The following is an 18,436-nucleotide window of genomic DNA, read 5'->3' as shown; positions in this document are numbered from 1 at the left end:
CGGCCAACTTTTCCTGTTCGGCCTTGGTGACGAGCTCGCCGTTCACCGTGAAGTCCTTGAATTCCGCCATGGCGGAGCCCGCGGCAAGCGCCAGGGCGAGAGCGGTCGCAATCGAAGTCTTGATCATTTTTCTCGATCCTTGCTTTCTCTGTTCTGTGGTCTCAGGTTGCGCTTCGTGAGGCGCTTTTCCCGGTGTTATACGCCCTCAAGATTTCCTGATTCTTACGACTAAAGGCGTAGGCGCATTTTCGGGACCGGGTTGCGTTCCGACTTTCCGAATAGGTCGTGAAGGCCTCTCGGACAAGGAAAGCGGAGAAGCCGTAGAGGCTCTGTGCGAGGCGCGGCTGTCCCGAAGTGGTAGTCGTACCCCTTGGACGGCCCATAAGGTCAGACGCCCCGCGGCGGACCGCGGGGCGCACTTCATTCAACAATTCCTTCCGGAGCGGGAGTCCCTCGGACTCCCAACCGGTTCAGTCGGCCTTTACGACCGCCAGTTCCCGATCAGCGCAACGAGAAGCTGCGCGTAGGTGTCGTAGAGCGTCAGGAGGTACTTCTCGTCGAAGTCGATCGTCGCGTGGGAATGGTCCTCCGACAACGCCGCCCCGACCATGAAGTACCCGGCGCGCCCGCCCCGCTCCTGCACGCGCTTGATCATGAGCGTGACGTCATCGGACCCGTTGTAGGGGTGCGTGGGGATCACCTTGTCGCAGTAGCGCGCGCGGTGCGCGCAGACCGTGATCAGCTGCGCGATCGAGTCGTCCGGCACGAAGTCCGTCGCCTCGCCCGCGATCGAATGGCGGCACTCCACCCCGAAGCTCATCGCGGCGCCTTCGGCGCGCAGGATCGCTTCGTGGACGAGTTCGCGGTTGATGAGCCCGTTTTCGCCTCGGACCTCCACTTCCATCGAGGCGTGCGAGGGCACAACGTTGCGGCCTTCGCCGGCGTGGAGCGTCCCGACGTTGACGCGCGTCATGCCTTCACCGTGGCGCGGGAGCGCCATCATGTTGATGGCGGCGTTCGCCGCGGCCAAAAGCGCGTTGCGGCCCAACTGCGGCTGCATCCCGGCGTGGGACGGTTTCCCGCGGAATTCAAAGTCGATCTTCGTCGTCGAGAGGAACTTTTCCGGCGCCGCCACGACCGTGCCCGGCGCCAGGTCGACGCCGATGTGGGCGCACAGAATCACGTCGACGTCGTCGAAGATCCCCGCCTGGACCATCGGGAAGGCCCCGCGGGAGCCTTCTTCCGCGGGCTGAAAGACGAACCGCACGCGCCCCGAGAGGTGAGCCTTGTTCTCCACGATGAAGCGCCCCAACTCCGCCGCCACCGCCTGGTGCCCGTCGTGCCCGCACGCGTGCATGAAGCCGTGGTGCTTCGAGAGGAAGTCCTCCCGCGCAGGGATGTGTTCGGGGTCGTCGGGCTCTTCAATGGCGAGCGCGTCCAGTTCCACGCGGATCGCGACGGTCTTCCCCGGGCGCCCCGTGTCCCACTCGGCCGTCAACGCCGGGTAGCCCTCCATCGCCTTCAGAAGATCCTTCGAGACCCCCTGCGTCATGGCGCGCTTCAGAGCGGCCTTCGCGAGTTCGGCGTCGCGCCCGCGGACGTACTCGGGGCGGATCACCTCGTGCCCGGCCTTCACCTTGAACCCGATCGACTCGAAGAACGCGCCCCAGTGCGCGGCCGTGCGGAATTCGCACCAACCCGCTTCCGGGAAACGGTGCGCATGCCGCCGCATCGCCTGCAGGTGCTGAAGACTCGAAGGGTCCGTCCAACCTGCGGGGAGATTGAGACGCTGGCGGGTGTCGGTGGTCATGTCGGGATCCGGGAGAGTTGTGGGAAACGGGCTGCGTGGAAAGCCGGGCAAGAAGATGCGGACGCCCTGGGGAACCTCCCCATACGGCATCCGCCCTGCCACGGGCATTGTAGCGCCTTGGGAAATCCCGCACGGCATGGAAACTACGGAGGGCGAACACTACGCCGGTATTCGCCCTCCTTCGGTCATCTTTTTGGACCTTTTGATTCTTTTTGGTGCGGCCTTCAGAAACCGGCCGGCATCCCGTTCAGTTCCGCCCCGCGCTTCAGGTCGCCCCGGAAGTCGAGCGTGTGGTACGGGGCCCCGTGGAGTTCCTTCGCAACCATGAAGTCCGCGGGATCGAACCCCCTTACGCGGCCGCCCGCCAGGGCGCGCACGGCGGAGAGGAGCGCATCGGGAAGCTCGACTTCGAGGCTCCAGCCCACGTTGAAGCCTTCGTCCGGGAATTCGAGGCACGCTTCGCGGCGCTCCTCGTGGTGCCCCCAGTGGGCGGTGAGGTGCCCCTTCATCATGGCGGGAAGGCCCGCCGTCCTGAAGGAGAGTTCGTCCAGTCTGAAGCGCACCGATTCGGCCTTCTTCAAGAGGGCCTCGAGGTCCACCTCGTCCATGGGTTCAAAAAGCTCCAAGGGCACGTTGTCGCCGTGGGTGCGAAGCCGCAGCTTCTCCCCTTCGATCGCCTGGGCCTCGCGCCCTTCGGGCTTGAGCGAGAGCGTGAAGGTCTTCGCGTCGAACCCGTAGTCGCCGTCCAGGGTGCCTTCGCCCGCGCGGCGGCGTTCGGCCTCGGTGGAGAGGTGGCGCAACACGAGTTCCAACGCCCCGCGGTGGTCGTGCACCGTCAGGGTCTGTTTGTCGGAAACCGACGTCGCCTTTTCGATGAACCACTCCCGGTTGTTCGGGTTGTGCATGCTCCTTCTCAGATCGTGCCGCACCCGGAAGCCTTCGGTCTTTGCGACCATTTCGCCCCCGATGCCGTCGTCGAAGACGATCCGGGCGTTCTTGGCGGAGAGCTCCGACGTGCCGTAGCCCTGGGGCGTGAGCCTCACCCTCCAGTGCACGGGGTCGTCCGCGCCCGCGCGCCAGACGGTCTGAATGAGGGGATTCTCCTCGACGAAGCGCACGTTGAAGGGCGAGATCGTCGCCTCAAGAATCAGGTCCTTCGAGAAGCCGTCGACGCCGTAGCGGATGTCAAGGTCCGGGCGGTCCCCCTCGATCATGTCGAGAATGTCCGTGACCGACCGCGTGTTCGCCAAGGGCTTGATGCGCCCCGAGAGGCCGAGCAGCCCGTAGTCGGCCTCCACGTCCATCTGAAGCGAAAGCGGCGCTTCCTTCGCGTCGCCGTAGATCGACGAGCCCACGCGCACCGTCACGCGGTCGCGCCGCGAGAAGACGCCCGAGTCGATCGGCTCGACCGTGATGATCACGCTGTCGGAAACCGCGCCCGGGTCGGTGAGGCGCTCCAGGAACTGCTCCTGAACGGTGCGCTGATAGATCAAAAAGCCCGATTCGAACGCGGTGAAGATGAGCGCCGCCGAGACGAGCATCCAGTAGCGTGCCCTCATCACGGCGCCTCCCCGGGTATGACGCCCCTGCGCGCCGCAGGGATCAGGTCGGCCAGCTGCTCGCGCGCGGCGGCTTCTTCACCCATGCGCCACGCGATCAACGCGGCGTAGCGGATCACGTAGACCCTCACCAACATCGGCATGACGGCTTCGAGCGCGGGCGAGAACGGCGTCCCGGGCGGAGGCAGAAGCCCCAAAGCCTTCCGGTAGAGCGCATCCGCCGCAGGGGTGGGTTCCCAGAAGCGGCTCTCGACGATGCGGCGCGCGGTCGCGAGCCATTCGAGCGCCTTTTCGGCTTCGCCCGTCCGGTCGGCCAGCACCGCGCGGTAGAACGCGGTGGCGGCGGACACGCACTCATCGTCGTCGGGGCCCAGAAGCACCGTCGCGCCGGCGAGGTCGCCGGCCGCGAGTGCGGCCTGAATGTCGGCAAGAAGTGCGCGGGGAAGCTGATTCGTCATGGCGGAACCTGGTTAAATTTCACGGGGTCCATTATGCCCGCGGGCCTTCTCCCCGCATCCTCAGCTTCGGTTTGACCCGTAGAGAAGAGTGTGAGAACTTGTTGCCTCCTTGGAGGGCTTCTCCGGAGGCGTTCGCGTAAAAACCCGCCGGGATCAGGCGCATCCCGCGGGCGCGGCCGGATTCGATCCCGAGCGTCCTGACGATAGGTTCCGTCGATACGGCCGATGGTATGGGTTCGGTGGCCGCAGGGATCCGAGTCCGGCCCTCAGAGCCCCGCCTTGCGGCACGCTTCCCGCGTCACGGGGTTCGCGTTCCCCTGGAGCTTCGCGATGCGGCGCTCGCGCTCGCACTCCCAGGCGTCGACCGGGTACTGCTTGTCCCAGGCGTCGAAGAGTTGGGTTTCCTGGCGCGAGAGGCGGTACTTCGGATAGACCAACGCCATGTACTTCGCCGTGCGCGCGATCGTCCCGCGGGCATATTCCGGGGGCTCGACGCGCCCGTCCGCGACCTTCATGGCGCAGGTCCCGAAGGTGTTGGGAACGCCCGGAAGGACGCCGAAGCGGATGTTGCTTCGGATCGCGTTCACCGCCCCGATTGCGGGGAAGAGGTTGTGCATGTCGGCCTGCATGAGGCGGAATTCCTCATTCGCCTTTTCGGCGCAGCGGCGGCCCTTGAAGGCTTTCCCCTTGCTGTCGACGCACACCGACGCGCCCTCACGCCACTCGACGAACGCGCGGCCGAAGTTTTCCGCCGGGACGACGTGCTCCCATTCGATCCTGTGGGCGCGCTTTTCGTGCTTCGGCGTCGTGAAGCCTTCGGGGAGCGTGATCTGCTTCTTCGCGTCGAACGGCGCACGGCAGTAGAAGGTCACGCGGTGGTCGGGGTAGACCTGGCGCTCCAACATTTTCTTCGCCTGATTGAAGCTGTCGTTCGTGGTGTTGCCCTTATACGTTTGAGCGACCTGGGTGGCCTGGGCGGTTTGAGGAGCCGCCGCGGCGGCGAGACCCGCCGTCCCCAGCGCCAACGCCGAGAGAAGCGCGGTAAAGCCCATGGAGAAGCCCATGCGGACGACTTGGGTGCGGGGCTTGGAAGGGAATGCGGTCTGGCGGTCGGGCATCGGAAAGGCTCCTCGGATTCGCTGTGGCAGAATGACCGCAATTATCCGGCATCCATCCTCAATTCGCCCGCATCCCGAGAGGTACCGCCTTGCGCCCGCACGACACGTCTTCCAACGCTCCCTCTTCCATCCCGTCCGATTCGTCCGCCTCTCCCACGCTCGCCGGGCTCTCGCCCGAGACCGTCCGCTCGATCCTCGCCTTCCGCGACGACCGGCACTGGGCGCGCTTTCATGAGCCCAAGGACCTCGCGATCGCGCTCTCGGTTGAGGCTTCCGAACTCCTGAACGAATTCATGTGGAGCGGCACGGACCTGCGCGTCGAGACGAAGAAGTCGGGACAGGCCGAGGAACTCGCCGACGTCCTCATCTACGCGGTGCTTTTGGCCGACCGCTTGGGGCTCGATTTGAACGACGCCGTCGCCCGCAAGATGGCGAAGAACGTTCGGCGCTATCCCGTGGAAGCCTTCCGGGACGAAGACCTGGGCGAAGCCGCCCGGGACGTGGCGGAGCGGCTCCGGACGGAGGACCGTGCCCGGTGCGGCGCCGGTGCGGAGGGCTCTTCGACCGGTGCGGAGGACGCGAAGCCCCTCATTGCGGACGCCGCGCCCTACCGGGCGCTCCTGATGAAGCTCGAAACCGAAGGTCCCGACGCCGCGGGCGGTTGGAAGGCGGTTTCGGCGAACAGGATGATGTTCGCGGTCTATGCGCCCGAGACCGTCGCGCTTTGGAAGCAGGTCGAAGCCGACGCGCAGGCCGCGGGCGTGGCGGCCGCTTCGCTGGATGCCCGCCGGGCGGATCCGGCGGACGCGCGGGCGGCCCTCGCGCAGCTGCGCGCCGCGGTCGAGACCGAGCGGCGCTCGGACGGGGCCTTTCTGGAAGCCGTGAAGTCGGGCGAAGTGCCGCGCGCGTTGGAGGTGATCGTGCGGGAAGCGGGGACGGCGGTGATGTCGGCAGCTCAGGCGACCGAAGTTCCGGAGGTGAACGGTCACTCCGGAAGTCAGGTTCCTGAAGCGCATCCCGCAACCCAGGAATCTCTGGCAGCACAAGCACCCCGCATCGGCGCCGGTGCGCCGACGCTCGCGGACGATCTGGCGCTCCTCGCCGCCATCGAACGCGATCCCGCCATCGCAGGGCGAGAAGTCGACTCCCCGGCGGGCACGTTCTTCATCTACGCGGAGGACGTGAATGCTTTGCGGGGGCGCTTGGCCGCCTTCCGGATCCCGAACCACTGGTTGGCGCTCGAAGCCGCGGGGATCAGGAACCCCTTGGAGGAAGCCTGGGCGCGGCTCCCCGAACTCGACGCCGAGGCCCTTCGCGGCGTGCTCACCGAACTTCTCGCCGCCGAGCGGGATGATTCCGGGTTCTTCGCCCGCGCGGCCGCATCGGGACGGGTGCGGCGGTTGTTGGAGGCTTTGGCGGAGGCGTTCCGGCGGGGGTGGTGAGCCCGTTCCCCCGGACACTCGAACAACCTGACACCCGCAGACCCGAATTCCAACACGGGTGAGTCTCTGAAAAAGCGAGGGACGGCCGTTCATGACCGTCCCTCTCTGCTTTTTGGCTTCGAGGGTCCCGGCTCACCCGCCGGGCGGCAACCTCACACCCACCAATTCATGTACCCGCCCGAGGAACTCTCGGGCACGGGCGCGTCGAGATCGTCAAGGTCGTCCTCTTCAACGCCGTCGACCTCCGGAGAAACCTGATCGACCTCCTCTTCCGTCTTCAGCGCGTCCGTCGGGTCCGGATCCCGACCGTCAAGCCCGTCAACCCCCTCACGCATCAAAGTCCTCCACGAGTCCCGCCAACACCGCGCAGCCTTCCAAGAAATCGTCGGTCCTCATCGCTTCGTCCGGGTTGTGCGACCCATTCTGGTTCGCGACGAAGATCATCGCAAAGGGGATCTTCTCGTTCGCGAAGGTCTGCGCGTCCTGCCCTGCGCCGGAGGGTTCCTCCAGAACGCGCACGCCCGCCTTCTCGGCCGCACGGTGGAGTTTGCGCATGAGGTCCGGGTCCGAGACGCAGGGGGTCATGTAACCGGGCATCCCGAATTCGAAGGTCACCCCGTGGACCTTGCCGATCCTCTCCGCTTCCGCGGTCATCTCGGCGTAGAAGGCATCGCGCACGTCGATCGAGAGCGTGCGGAGGTCGAAGGAGAACGTGACTTCTTCCGGAATCTTGTTGAAGGTGGCGTTGGGGAGCGTGTTGAGCATCCCGACCGTGAAGACCAAGTCGTCCCCGGCGGCGACGCGCTCCGCCCAGCGGGCGTTCATCCGGTCGATGAGCTTCACCGTCGCGGCCAGGGCGTCGTGACGGAAGGCGTAGTCGATCGCGCCCGCGTGCCCGGGCGCGCCCATCACCTTGACGGTGCGCTGGAAGATGATCCCGCGGATGCCCGTCACGAGCCCGACGCGGGGATTCTCAGGGAGGTTGAGCCTCAGCCCCTGCTCGATGTGGAGTTCCACGTAGGCGCCGATCTTTGCGCAGTCGACGACGGGCTTGCCGGACGAAACCGTCTTCGGGTCCACGCCCGCTTCGCGCATGAGCTCTTCAAGGGTCGGCATGTCGGGACGCCACCGGGCGGTGAGTTCCGCCGGGGTGATCTTCCCCATCATGGCTTTGGAGCCGATGAGCCCCTGCTCTTCGCAGCGAAGCAGCGTCACCACGACGTCTCGCGAAGGCGTCACGCCCTTTTGGCGCATCTCGCGCACGGCCACGAGGCCCGCGACGATCCCGGCGAGCCCGTCGAAATTCCCCGCGTCGTAGACGCTGTCGGCGTGGCTACCCGTCATGAAGGCGGGCTTCGTGCGGTCCGAGCCCGGCATCGTCATCCAGGTGTTCCCGGCCGGGTCATGCGTGATTTCAAGACCCAGCTCGCGCCCGTAGGTTTCGAGGCGCTCCATCACCTCCGTTTCTTTGGGCGTAAAGCCGAAGCGCGTCACGCCGCGCCCGGGGGCGGCGGAGGCGGACATCGCGCGGATCTCGGCGAAGATCCCCTCAGCGTAGTCGCGGTGGCGGTTCTGGAAGTCGGAAAGAGCGGTCATGGTGGGGCCTCGTTGTAGTGAATGGTCGATTGAAGAAGCGTAGCGCGGAAAGGTCCGGGGCGGCATACGCCCTTCGACCTATGCGGAGACGCGCAACGCAACAACGTGCCGAATGTGACGACGCCTCCCCGGTTGGAAGCCGGAGAGGCGTGGCGGTCATGTATGTTGCCGGAGGTGAGACGGAGGGGCCGACGCGCCCCTCACGCCTTCACGTCCTCACCCGGTCACTTCCAGGTCTTGAGGAACTCCGCACCCTTCCGGATGTCGTCCGTGAAGATGCGGTCCTGCTTCACGTACGGAACCAACCCGCGGTAGGCCTTGTAGAAGGCCTCGGTCTTCGGGGCCTGCGTCAACTTCGGGTCCTTCAACATCTTCCGCAGGTCGATCGCCTGCGCGGCGTGAAGCGTTTCGACCGAGTAGATCTGGAAGAGGTTCTCGTCGATCTGCGCCAGGCGCTTCGCGGCCTGCAGGAGGTTCGTGAAGGTGTCTTCGATCTCGCCCGCGACCGGCATCCCGTAGAGGCTCACGGGCTGCGCCAGAGCCATGTTGTCGACGTGAAGCCCCATGAAGGACTTCTGGATCGCGCCGAAGGCGTGGCCTTTGTTCTCAGGGTCGGAAAGGAAGCGCGTCAGCCCCGTGAAATGGTCGTAGGAGAGGTGCACGGTGCGCTGCACCGCGTAGTGCGAGAGGTGCGCCATCGCGACCGACGTGCGCTGCAGCGCCAAAGCCACGGGGAGCGGGTTGAAGTTCCCCGACGGAATGATCGCGCCCTTGACGCCGTTCCCTTCGACGAAGTAGTTCGCGACCTGGGTGGATTCGGCCTTCAAGTCTTCCGAGGCGTCAAGAAGCGTCGCCGGATTGTCGTCGGTCGAGTTGATCTGAACGAGGATCTGCGCCTCCAGGTCCTTCACGGCGCGGCGGGCTTCCGAGAGCCCGTAGACCGTCACGCGGAAGGAGAGCGGGTCCTGGAGCGGCCGCGCGGCGTCGACATTCCAAAGGTACGAGCCCTTCAGGACGTCGCGCATGTCCGCGGCCGTGTCGGCCAGCCCCTCAAAGGGTCGCGCCCCAATCGTCTGCGGGAGGATCGGCGCGACGTTGCCGTTCAAGCCTTCCAAGGAGAGCCCGTAGACGGTCGGCGTCAGCTGAACGATCTTCGCGGCGTTCCTCGCCGCGTCGATCGCGTAGGCCATGGCGACCGAGTTGTTGGAGAGGATCGCCAAGACGTCCTTCCCTTCGGGGACCAACGGTGCGATGCCGACCGCCTTAAGGGCCGCGGCGCCTTCCATGATCCTCCCCTTCACGTCCGCCTTCCATTCGCCGATCCTCACGGCGCCGACGTGGCTCGCCAACAGGATGTCGGCTTCGCCGACGGAGCCTTCGGACGGGATCAAGGGCGTTACGCCTTTGTTCAACATGTCGCGTTAGAGCTCGGCGACCCGCGTCTGCGCGCCCGACTTGCCGGTGAGAAGGGTGTTCAAGCGCACCACCATCGAGAGGCGCGCCAGGTTCACCGGCATCATCTCGCCCACGCCGGCGGAGTGCGACCGCAGAGCGTTCAAATTGAACGCCTTCGAGGCTTCGAGCACTTCAGGCGAGAGCTTCCCGTCCGCCGTAAAGAGCTTCTGGTCCTTGTTCAACCCACGCCCACGGTGAGACCGTAGACGGCCTGGCCTTTGGCGGCCGAGGCCATGACGAGCTTGTGGCTCTCGTCGAGCTTCTTCAGCGCTTCCGGCGCGATCGCGACGTCGGCCTTCCCTTCAGCGATGGTCCAAGCGTCTTCAATCGTGAGGTTCGAGCCGTCCAGCGTGATCGTCGCGGCGGAGAGGCTCCCGGCCGCGAGCATCGCGGCGGCGAGGATGGTGGTCTTCAAGGTGGTGGTCATGGTTGTGGCGTCCTTTGGTTGGTGGTGTCGGCGGCACCGGCCGGGGGCGTCCGGGAGCGCTTCGTAAGGTGGAAAAGCGGTGGAAAGCGAGGGAAAGCAGAAGAAGGAAGAAGGCGCGAAGGAGGCGGTCGGCGACGGAGAGCTCTTTGGTGGGGAGCGCCGGCCGCCCGCTTCTGCGCGAAAGGGTGTCGGGCGGCGTCGTGTTGGTCGTGTTCGACGTATCGCGCCCGCCTCCTGGAAGGAACCCCGGGAAGGCCGGGAAGACTGCCCGGACGGGGCGGCGACCTCCGTCGCCGGCCGCCCGGGCGGCGTCCTCCTCCACGGAGGTTCGTTGCCGCTTCAGCGGTTCAAGTTATTTGATCGTGTACTTGAACTCGTGGCAGTCGTTGCAGAGCACCACGGACTTTTCGTGCTCCTTGTGGCAGGCCGTGCAGGAGACGCCCGCGCCGTAGTGATGCGACGCGTGCGGGTTGGGTTCGTCCAACCCTTCGGTCTTCTTCGCCAACGCCTTGTAGTCGCCGTGGCAGGCGATGCAGGTTTCGTCCTTCGGCACCACGAAGGCGTTGCCGCCGATCGCGTTTTCCTTCGTGTGGCAGGTGCCGCAGTCGGTGAGCACCTTTTCGTGATGGGGCTTCACTTTGGGCATGGCGTCTGCGGCGGAAACGGCCGGGGCGGCCATGAGGAGGCCCGAGATCGCGCCCGCGAGCGCGAGGATGGTAGTCTTCGTCATTTGGGAAATCCTTTGGTTCGTTTCTGGGTCTGGGAAAAGCTCGATCCAACGCTCGATCCAACGCTCGATCAGAGCTTCACGGCCTCGGCCTTGAGGGCGGAATCCGCCGCGACGCGGCCCATGACGAGGCCGTCCGCGATCGCGCACCCGCCAAGACGACTCGCGCCGTGGGTCCCGCCGGTGACTTCGCCGCAGGCGTAGAGCCCGGGCATGACCTTACCCATGACGTCGACCACTTCGGCCTTCGCCGTGATCCCGACGCCGCCCATGCAGTAGTGGACCTTCGGCCAGACGCGGCAGGCGTAGAACGGGGGCTTGTCCAACTTGATCGCGAGGTCGAGCGCGCGGTGGAAGGCCGTGTCATCCTTCTTTTCGACCATCTCGTTCCATTCGGCCACCTGCTTCACGAGCGCGTCCGCCGGGATGCCGTAGGCCTTCGCGAGGTCTTCGACCTTGTCGAACTGCTTGATGACGCCGTACTTGAGGCCGTTCTTCAGGGTCTGGGCCTTTTCGACGCCCTTCGAATCGGTGAAGCACACCGGATAGACGGGCTTGCCGTTTTCCATGAGGCCCAAAATGGCGTCGGTGCGCTCCTTGCGGTCCGCCAATTCATTGCAGAAGCGGCGGCCGTTCCGGACGTCGACCATGATCCCCATCGGGAACCCGGCGATCGTGTTGAACTGCGAGACGAGACCGAAGCCGCGTTCGTCGGGCGAGCACCAGGGACCCAACTGGATCTGGTCGATCTGCACCGGGGCGCCGCCGATCGCGAGCATCGAGAGGAGGCCTTCGCCCGTCGCACCCAGGTGGTTCGTGGAGTCGAGACGCTCGTCGAGGTTCGGGTCCTGCTGCATGCGGAACCAGAGGTTGCGGGAGAACCCGCCCGTCGCCATGATGACGCCCTTCCTGACCCCGTAGGTCTGCATGACGCCGGACGTTTCTTTCGGGAAGAGGTAGCCTTCGCGGACTTCGAGCCCGATCACGCGGCCGGATTCATCCCGCACGAACTTTTCCATCTTCGCGCGCAGGTGCATGTCGACGCCGTGCTGCTTGCAGGATTCGGTGAGCGGACGCGTGATGCCGCCGCCGGTCGACTCCACCGTCTGGAGCGTGCGCGGCACGCTGTGGCCGCCGAAGTGCTGCACGAAGTCCTTGTACTTGACGCCGTGGCGCAACGTGAATTCGTACGCGGGAAGGCTCCCATCGACGACCATTTTGAGCAGCGGCACGTGGGAGAGCCCGCGGCCCGACTTGATCATGTCGGCCAACATCTGCTTGGGCGAATCCTTGATCCCGGCCTTCTTTTGAAGCGGCGTCCCCGCCACCGAGAAGGCGCCGCCGTTGATGGCGGAGTTGCCGCCGAAGGCGGGCATCTTTTCGATCAAGAGCACTTCGGCGCCGCCCAAGCGGGCCTCGAGCGCGGCCGCGAGGCCCGCAAAGCCGGAACCCACGACGATGATGTCGTAGACCTTGTCGAATTTCGGCGTGTCGGCCGCGGGCTTCGCCGCGACGGCTTCGCCCGCCATGACCGCGGCGCCCGCGGCGGCGCCGATCAGGAAGCGGCGGCGGGAGGTTTCGATGTTGGACATGTCTCTCTCCTTTAGAAGACATTGGGGAAATGGGTGTTTGCCTCTCGTAGAAGCAACCCCCGTGCCAAACGTCAAAACCGCGGCGGAGAAGTTCTCCCTCCTCCCTTCTCCTCCCTTTGAACTAAGCCTTTTTCAGATTGGCTTAAGGAAAAACCCGAAGACAGTTTTGGACGGTCGATGGAGGTGGAAGGAAAGGTGTTTTCACGACATGTCGTGAATCCACTCACGAGATTTCGTAAAATGACGGCAATTCGTGCCGGTAAGATCCAAGTGCTTGGGGTGTTCGACGTTCCTTTGACGGTCACCACAACGTCCTCTTGATGCTCTCTTGACGCCCTCTTGACGATCTCTTGACGTCCGGCCCGAATCCGCCTTCCCCGACCTCCGTCCCTCCCGACCCCTCCGCCATGACCGACCGCCTTCCGTCCGCTCCCGCCTCGCCCGTCGACCCCGTCGCGCTGATGACGGCGCTCTCCTCCTCGCTCACGCTCTCGACCGTGTTCGAGCATGCCCTCGAAGCCCTCGGGGACGCCTACCCTGCGGACGGGATCTTCTCCAACATCTTCCTCTCCGACCCCGCCCGCATCGTCTTTCTCGCCTGCGCGACCAAGGTGCGTGACGGGAGCGGCACGGGCGGCCATGCCCGGATCGAGGGCCGCATGATGTCGGAGACGGTGCCGGTCCCGGCGGCGGTGGAGCCGTTGCGGCAAACGAGCTCGTCCGAGATCGTCATTGCGGACACCTTGGCCGACGACCCCTTCACCGCGGCGATCGCGCCGAAGCTCTTCCCCGAGATGCGGAGCTTCATCATGCTCAAACTCCGCCTTGAAGACCACCCCATGGGGATCGTCTGCTTCTGGAGCCGCCGCCCCCGGGCCTTCCGCCCGGAGCACTCCGCCGCGCCCGGGCACTTCAAGACGCTCTTCGCATTGAACGTCGCCTTCGCCTTCTCGAGGCGGTTGGCCGAGAAGTTCGAAGCCTTGAAGTCCGAGAACCTCGCGCTCCAGAAGACGCTGGCGTCGGAGAAGGCGCTGCCCCTCAGGCGCCTTCTCGCCGCCACGCCCTCGATGGCGAAACTCGAAGACCGCATCCGCCAGGCCGCGCGCTTCAAGGTAACGGTGCTGATCACGGGCGAATCGGGGACGGGGAAGGAGGTGCTCGCGAACGTCATCCACGAGATGTCGGAGCGAAGCGCGAAGCCCTTCGTGCGAGTCAACTGCGCGGCCATTCCGGAGGCCCTCATGGAAAGCGAATTCTTCGGGCACGAGGAAGGCGCCTTCACGTCGGCCACGCGCCGGCACGTGGGGTTCTTCGAAGAAGCGGACGGCGGGACGCTTTTCTTGGACGAAATCGGCGAACTTCCGCTTCTCATGCAGGGGAAGCTCCTGCATGCGCTCCAAAACGACGCCATCCGCCGCGTGGGCGGCACGGTCGACGTCCCCGTCGACGTGCGCGTCATCGCCGCCACCAACCGGGACCTCGAGCATCAGGTGGAGGAGAAAGGCTTCCGCCTTGACCTCTTCTATCGCTTGAACCTCCTCCCCATCGCGATTCCGCCTCTGCGCGAGCGCCCCGAGGACGTGCTGCCGCTCGTGAGGCGTTTCCTGGCCGAGCTCTGTGCCTCCTACGGCATCACGCAGGAGCCCCAGATCACGGCCCGCGCGGTCGAGATCGCGAAGACCCACCCGTGGCCCGGGAACGTCCGGCAGCTGAAGAACGCCGTCGCGAGGACGCTTCTGAAGGGCGAGCGCCTCATCGAGGCTTTGGAAGTGGACGGCCGCACGGCGGTCCTGCCGGCAGGGGATGCGGCCGCCGACACGGTAAAGGCTGAGGACCCCTCGGGCGCTCCCGAACTTCCCGCCGCTTCCGTCTCCTGCGACTTCGAGACCATGCAGCGTCGCTACTTCGAGGCGCTCCTCAAGGAGACCCGCGGACGGATCTCGGGGCCCGACGGCGCGGCCGCGCGCGCGGGGATGCACCCCAATACGCTCCGCAGCCGCCTGGAGCGGCTGGGGCTGAAGGTGGGGAGGACGGTGTCGGCGGAGAGGGTTTGAGGCGACGAGCAATCCTCCACAACAACGGAGGCCCGCCTCCGGCGGCGAGCCTCCGTTGAGAAGGTGAGACCTCAGTCTCTTACTTCTGGGCCGGATAGATGATGTCGTTCGTCATGCGCATCGTCGAGACCGGCATCTGAGTGGCGTTCGAGCCCTTCACGCCGGAGGCGAAAGTCAGGTCGATGCCGAAGAGACCGCCGATCAGGCGGGTCACGCGGCCGGTATCGCCGCTCCCCGAGGCGATGATCGGGAATTCGGGATGGGCGCGGCGGAAGGCGAGCGTACCGCCCAGGAACGTGAGGACGTCTTCTTCGCTGTTGGGCTTCACGACGATCTTCGCGACGTCGCCGCCTGCGGCGATTTCAGATTCCATCAGCTTGACGATCTCTTCCTTCGAGGGCGTCGCGTTGAGGTCGTGGTAGGCGACGACGAGCGAGATGCCCGAGCCTTCGAGCGTCTTCTTGAAGGCCTGGATCTTTTCCTGGCCGTAGGCGAGTTCCACGTCGATGAAGTTCGGCAGCTTTTCCTTCACGGCCGCGGTGTAGAAGTCGAACTTCGCTTTTTCCGACACGTCCTTGAAGCCGCGTTCAGCCTTGATGCGGACGGTGAGCAGGATCGGCGTTTCCTTCATGATGCCGCGGATGTCGCGGAGCATCTTGAGGGCTTCGTCCGGATTTTCGATGCAGTCCCAGTAGTCCGCGCGGACTTCAACCATGTCGGGATTGAGCGCCTTGACGGTTTCGGCTTCCTTGAGGATCGCGTCGCGGGCCTGGGCGACCAGCGGCACCGTCACGACCGGCTGAATCGAACCGAGCGTGGTGGGGCCGGCGACGATCGGGTTCGAGGGCATCGGACGCGCATAGGCGTCGGCGGCGTAGCTCGACATGGAGGCGGCAGAAAGAACGATCGAGGCGCAGATGGCGGTCGCAATGCGGTTGAGCGTCATGGTGGAATTCTCCGTAGTGGTCTGAGGTCGGCCGACCTTGGGAACGACCGGCCGAACGGTCATTTGGTCATTTGGTCGATGAAGTGGAAGGCGGCATCCGGTCGCCGAAACGCCTTCCCCGTTGGCACGCATTTTCAAACTCCGGGTCAGACACCCGCTACGCCCCGAGGGGTGTAGTCGGACGGCCCTCCGCCCGTGCCATACTCACGCAAGACCACCCGACCCTTTTCCCTCAGCCCCATCCCGCATGCTTCGACCGCCTCACGTCCTCCAGACCGCACGCCGTTTCGCGCGCATGCTTGCTCTCGGCTTTGGCATGCTCCTGGGTTTCTGCGCGCCTGCGGCGGGCGCACCGGAACCCCTCACCATCGGGATCCTCGACACCTCGCTCAACCCCTATGACGCCATGGCGTTGAGGGAGACGATCGAACACCTGCAGAACGCGCTCCCCAACCATCGGCTGCGCACCGTGACGATCCCGACCGCAGAGGCTCCCGGCGCGTTGGCCGCGCACCGGCCGGACTTCCTCTTCGCTCCCGCGGGGTTCGCCGCGCAACTCAAGACCGAAACCGGGACGGACGCCTTCAGGATCGCCACCCGCCGCAAACTCATTCATGCCTCGGCCGAAGAAACCGTCGGTGCGGTGTTCGTGAGACTCCGGGGAAGTCCTTCGGGCGACCTCGAAAGCCTTCGTGGACTTCGGGCGGCGACCGCCATGCCCAACGCCGTCGACGGTTGGCTGGCGGCCGAGGGTGAGATCCAACGGGAGGGTTACGACCCGGAGAAGTTCTTCGCCGAGGTGCGCTTTTTGAACAACGCCTTCCCGGACGTCCTCGCTGCGCTCGCCGCCCGCACGGTCGACGTCGCGATCCTTCCGGCCTGCCTCATCGAGACGCTCGCCGCCGACGGTCTTCTCGACCTCCGGGATTTGGAGGTCGTTCACCGGAAAGCGCACCCTGAAGGGACGCCCCAGGTCTGTGCGCACTCGACGGCGCTCTACCCCGACATCAGCCTTCTCGCCATGCCGGGCGCGCCGGAGCGGGCCGTGCGTCAGGTCACGGTGGCGCTCCTCAGCGACGAAGACCATACGAGCGGCTTCAGCCAGTGCGAGTGGCTCACGAACGTGTCGGAACAGCAGGTCGACGCACTCTTCCGGACGCTTCGCGAAGGCCCCTACCGATACCTGCGGGACATGAGCCCTTCGGCGCTCTTCGAGCGCTACAGGACGCCGATTCTCGCCGTCCTCGGGATCCTCCTTCTGCTCGTGCTCAACGAATTCCGTCTGCGACGGATCATTCGCGAGCGGACGGCCTCGTGGCTCGCCTCGCAGCGCGAAGCCGAGGCGCTCCGTCAGGAGGCTGAATCCGCGCGCCTGCGCCTGGCGGGCTTTGAACGCCGCACGATCGTCGAACAGCTCTCCGGCATGATCGCCCACGAAGTGAACACGCCGGTCGGCACGATCCGCGCCTATGCCGGCGCCCTGAAGCGCTTCCTCGCCCGAAGCGCGGAATCGGGGAACGCCTCCATCACCCGCGCCCTTGAAGGCATCGACCGGGAAGCTTCGCGCATTGCGGGCATCATCCAACGCGTGCGCGATCACGCCCGCACCGAAGCCGCCCACACGCCCTGCAACCTCTTGGACATCCGTCGACGCACCATCCGTGCCTTCATCGTGGAAGCGCCTGCCGTCCGGGGCAACATGATCCGGGAGGAAAAGACCGCAGCCGACCCCATCACCGTCGTCGGCGACGCGCTCGAACTTGAGCTCCTGATGCTCAACCTCCTGCGAAACGCCTCGCACGCCGTCCTTCGGGACGGGCTCCTGCCACAGGACGCCATCCGAATCACCTGCGCGCAGACGCAGGACGGCGGCGCCGTCCTTCTGGTCGAGAACGAAGGAAAGCACCTCTCTGACGAGACGTTGGAGGCGCTCCGCAACCCGGTCGGTTCACCCAGAGAGGCGTCCGCCCAACCTTCCGAAGGGCTCGGTCTCGGGCTCTCGATCTGCCGCGCCATTGCGGAAAGCCATGCGGCCGCCATCACGTTCGAAGCACGGCCCAAAGGCGGTCTGCGCGTGGTAGTCCGCTTTCCGCAAGCCGCCCGTCCCTCATCCGCTCAACACGAGGAGCAAGCATGAACGCCCTTCCTCTTCCTCCGCTTGTCCGCCTCATCGACGATGACGCCGCCTTTCGGGAGAGCCATCAGCTCCTGCTCGAACTCGAGGGTTACGAGGTGGCGGTCTATCCGGGCGGCGCCGAATTCATCGCGGCCGACGACCTCTCGCGGCCGGGCTGCATCCTGCTCGACATTCGCATGCCCGGCATGTCGGGATTGGAAATCCAACAGGCGCTCATCGACCGGGGAAGCCGCCTTCCCATCATCATCCTCACCGGGCACGGCGACGTGAAGACGGCGGTCCACACCCTGAAGGCGGGCGCCTTCGATTTCATCGAAAAGTCGTCGAACCCCGAAGAGCTTTTGGAGGCCGTCCGCCGCGCCTGCGAGAAGTCCTCCGAGCTCGCGGTCCACGAAGCGGCGGACGCGCGGATCATCAAAACCTACGAATCGCTCACGCCCCGCGAGCGCGAAGTGCTCCGCCACTCCGTCCGGGGCCTGCAGGTGAAGGAGATCGCCATGCGCATGGGCTTGAGCCCGATGACCGTCAAGATGCACCGCGCCAACGCCTTCGCGAAGATCGACGCCCACACGGCGCTCGAAGCCTTCCAGTGGTTTGAAGAGCTCCCCGAGAGCATCCGGAGGGGAAACGCATGACCGCCTCACGCCGCACCGTCTTCCGTTGGGGCGCGGGCCTTGCGCTCTTGAACGCCCTGACCGCACGCGCCGAATCCCGCTCGTGGGACCTGACCGTCATCGGCTCAGGCCTCGCCGGACTCTCCGCCGCAATTGCCGGGGCGGAAGCCGGGCGGCGCGTTCTGCTCCTTGAAAAGGGCATGCTTTTGGGCGGGCACTCGCTTTACTCGAGCGGCTCCATCGCGGCGGTCGCCCCTCACCGGACGCGCGCCGCGGGGATACAGGATTCGGTGGATCTCTTCGTCGAGGATGCCTGGCGCGTCGGTGAAGCCTGCGGTAACCGACCCGTTCTCGAAACCATTGCGGAACACTCGCACGAAGCGCTCAACCTCCTGGAGCGCACAGGCATCCGCTTGGGCGGCGTCTTTCAGGCGTCCTCGGGACTGCGTCCCCGCGCCTACGCGATTCCAGGCGAAGCGTCCGGCCGCAACTACATTCTGG

15 protein-coding genes and 1 pseudogene are annotated in these 18,436 nt (G+C 65.6%); 5 read left to right on the top strand and 11 right to left on the bottom strand.

The genetic code is table 11. The annotated features are described in order from the left end of the window. Positions 1-481 precede the first annotated feature (481 nt). The 4 genes from HMPREF9440_RS03120 to HMPREF9440_RS03105 all read right to left on the bottom strand — a co-directional run bounded on the left by HMPREF9440_RS03120 (position 482) and on the right by HMPREF9440_RS03105 (position 4,945). Positions 482-1,810 carry an amidohydrolase gene (locus HMPREF9440_RS03120; protein WP_148516311.1) on the bottom strand — a complete coding sequence of 443 codons (1,329 nt, stop codon included), beginning with the start codon at positions 1,808-1,810 and terminating at the stop codon, positions 482-484. A 224-nt stretch (positions 1,811-2,034) separates the two neighbouring features. Beyond that, positions 2,035-3,369 carry a YdgA family protein gene (locus HMPREF9440_RS03115; RefSeq protein WP_008541423.1) on the bottom strand — a complete coding sequence of 445 codons (1,335 nt, stop codon included), beginning with the start codon at positions 3,367-3,369 and terminating at the stop codon, positions 2,035-2,037. Beyond that, entirely contained in the window at positions 3,369-3,827 is a 459-nt protein-coding gene (locus tag HMPREF9440_RS03110; protein ID WP_008541422.1) for a hypothetical protein, read from the bottom strand. Before HMPREF9440_RS03110 ends, HMPREF9440_RS03115 begins: the two co-directional genes overlap by 1 nt. A 266-nt stretch (positions 3,828-4,093) precedes the next feature. Next, positions 4,094-4,945, bottom strand: a complete 852-nt coding sequence (locus HMPREF9440_RS03105) for an endonuclease (protein WP_008541420.1) — start codon at positions 4,943-4,945, stop codon at positions 4,094-4,096. 89 nt (positions 4,946-5,034) lie between these two features. Between HMPREF9440_RS03105 and HMPREF9440_RS11135 the strand changes: the two genes are divergently transcribed. Further along, complete coding sequence (locus HMPREF9440_RS11135; RefSeq protein WP_008541418.1) at positions 5,035-6,387, top strand: nucleotide pyrophosphohydrolase; 1,353 nt, start codon at positions 5,035-5,037, stop codon at positions 6,385-6,387. A 152-nt stretch (positions 6,388-6,539) separates the two neighbouring features. Here the strand turns inward: HMPREF9440_RS11135 and HMPREF9440_RS03095 are convergent, their stop codons facing one another. From HMPREF9440_RS03095 to HMPREF9440_RS03075, 6 genes and pseudogenes are all read right to left on the bottom strand, one after another. Beyond that, positions 6,540-6,722: a hypothetical protein gene (locus tag HMPREF9440_RS03095; protein WP_008541417.1), complete on the bottom strand. Its 183-nt coding sequence runs from the start codon at positions 6,720-6,722 to the stop codon at positions 6,540-6,542. After that, entirely contained in the window at positions 6,715-7,983 is a 1,269-nt protein-coding gene (locus HMPREF9440_RS03090; protein WP_008541416.1) for a Zn-dependent hydrolase, read from the bottom strand. The genes HMPREF9440_RS03095 and HMPREF9440_RS03090 overlap by 8 nt, the downstream gene beginning before the upstream one ends. Positions 7,984-8,207: 224 nt before the next feature. Next, positions 8,208-9,569, bottom strand: a pseudogene (locus tag HMPREF9440_RS03085) (HAL/PAL/TAL family ammonia-lyase). A gap of 47 nt (positions 9,570-9,616) precedes the next feature. Further along, on the bottom strand, positions 9,617-9,865 hold the full coding sequence (locus HMPREF9440_RS12330) for an aromatic amino acid lyase (protein WP_008541413.1): 249 nt from the start codon (positions 9,863-9,865) through the stop codon (positions 9,617-9,619). Positions 9,866-10,217: 352 nt separating this feature from the next. Then, positions 10,218-10,595 (bottom strand): cytochrome c3 family protein, encoded by a 378-nt coding sequence (locus HMPREF9440_RS03080; RefSeq protein WP_008541411.1) that lies wholly within the window; start codon positions 10,593-10,595, stop codon positions 10,218-10,220. 68 nt (positions 10,596-10,663) lie between these two features. Next, positions 10,664-12,184 (bottom strand): flavocytochrome c, encoded by a 1,521-nt coding sequence (locus tag HMPREF9440_RS03075; RefSeq protein ID WP_008541410.1) that lies wholly within the window; start codon positions 12,182-12,184, stop codon positions 10,664-10,666. A gap of 407 nt (positions 12,185-12,591) precedes the next feature. Here HMPREF9440_RS03075 and HMPREF9440_RS03070 point away from each other — a divergent pair, with 407 nt between their 5' ends. Then, entirely contained in the window at positions 12,592-14,238 is a 1,647-nt protein-coding gene (locus HMPREF9440_RS03070) for a sigma-54 interaction domain-containing protein (protein WP_008541407.1), read from the top strand. A 79-nt stretch (positions 14,239-14,317) separates the two neighbouring features. Here HMPREF9440_RS03070 and aroD read toward each other — a convergent pair whose 3' ends face one another. Then, positions 14,318-15,184, bottom strand: coding sequence for a type I 3-dehydroquinate dehydratase (aroD, locus tag HMPREF9440_RS03065; RefSeq protein ID WP_040763360.1), 867 nt, complete (start codon positions 15,182-15,184; stop codon positions 14,318-14,320). Positions 15,185-15,500: 316 nt separating this feature from the next. Here aroD and HMPREF9440_RS03060 point away from each other — a divergent pair, with 316 nt between their 5' ends. The 3 genes from HMPREF9440_RS03060 to HMPREF9440_RS11845 all read left to right on the top strand — a co-directional run. After that, positions 15,501-17,321, top strand: coding sequence for a sensor histidine kinase (locus HMPREF9440_RS03060; protein WP_172634272.1), 1,821 nt, complete (start codon positions 15,501-15,503; stop codon positions 17,319-17,321). Further along, positions 17,318-17,956, top strand: a complete 639-nt coding sequence (locus HMPREF9440_RS03055) for a response regulator transcription factor (RefSeq protein ID WP_008541402.1) — start codon at positions 17,318-17,320, stop codon at positions 17,954-17,956. Before HMPREF9440_RS03060 ends, HMPREF9440_RS03055 begins: the two co-directional genes overlap by 4 nt. After that, positions 17,953-18,436, top strand: a 484-nt coding sequence (locus HMPREF9440_RS11845; protein ID WP_008541400.1) for an FAD-dependent oxidoreductase, incomplete at its 3' end; no start/stop codon positions are given. The genes HMPREF9440_RS03055 and HMPREF9440_RS11845, both read left to right, overlap by 4 nt.

It is taken from the genome of Sutterella parvirubra YIT 11816, from assembly GCF_000250875.1.
GTDB classification, from domain to species: Bacteria; Pseudomonadota; Gammaproteobacteria; order Burkholderiales; family Burkholderiaceae_F; genus Sutterella; species Sutterella parvirubra.
Note: the sequence above shows the minus strand (reverse complement) of the source record. Positions and strands in the feature narration are given on the sequence as shown.

Coding starts and splice junctions, on each gene's coding strand:
- HMPREF9440_RS03060 (WP_172634272.1), top strand. CDS start 15,501: ATGCTCCTGGGTTTCTGCGCGCCTGCGGCGGGCGCACCGGAACCCCTC.
- HMPREF9440_RS03110 (WP_008541422.1), bottom strand. CDS start 3,827: ATGACGAATCAGCTTCCCCGCGCACTTCTTGCCGACATTCAGGCCGCA.
- HMPREF9440_RS03105 (WP_008541420.1), bottom strand. CDS start 4,945: ATGCCCGACCGCCAGACCGCATTCCCTTCCAAGCCCCGCACCCAAGTC.
- HMPREF9440_RS03090 (WP_008541416.1), bottom strand. CDS start 7,983: ATGACCGCTCTTTCCGACTTCCAGAACCGCCACCGCGACTACGCTGAG.
- HMPREF9440_RS12330 (WP_008541413.1), bottom strand. CDS start 9,865: ATGACCACCACCTTGAAGACCACCATCCTCGCCGCCGCGATGCTCGCG.
- HMPREF9440_RS03075 (WP_008541410.1), bottom strand. CDS start 12,184: ATGTCCAACATCGAAACCTCCCGCCGCCGCTTCCTGATCGGCGCCGCC.
- aroD (WP_040763360.1), bottom strand. CDS start 15,184: ATGACGCTCAACCGCATTGCGACCGCCATCTGCGCCTCGATCGTTCTT.
- HMPREF9440_RS03095 (WP_008541417.1), bottom strand. CDS start 6,722: ATGCGTGAGGGGGTTGACGGGCTTGACGGTCGGGATCCGGACCCGACG.
- HMPREF9440_RS03055 (WP_008541402.1), top strand. CDS start 17,318: ATGAACGCCCTTCCTCTTCCTCCGCTTGTCCGCCTCATCGACGATGAC.
- HMPREF9440_RS03080 (WP_008541411.1), bottom strand. CDS start 10,595: ATGACGAAGACTACCATCCTCGCGCTCGCGGGCGCGATCTCGGGCCTC.
- HMPREF9440_RS03120 (WP_148516311.1), bottom strand. CDS start 1,810: ATGACCACCGACACCCGCCAGCGTCTCAATCTCCCCGCAGGTTGGACG.
- HMPREF9440_RS03070 (WP_008541407.1), top strand. CDS start 12,592: ATGACCGACCGCCTTCCGTCCGCTCCCGCCTCGCCCGTCGACCCCGTC.
- HMPREF9440_RS03115 (WP_008541423.1), bottom strand. CDS start 3,369: ATGAGGGCACGCTACTGGATGCTCGTCTCGGCGGCGCTCATCTTCACC.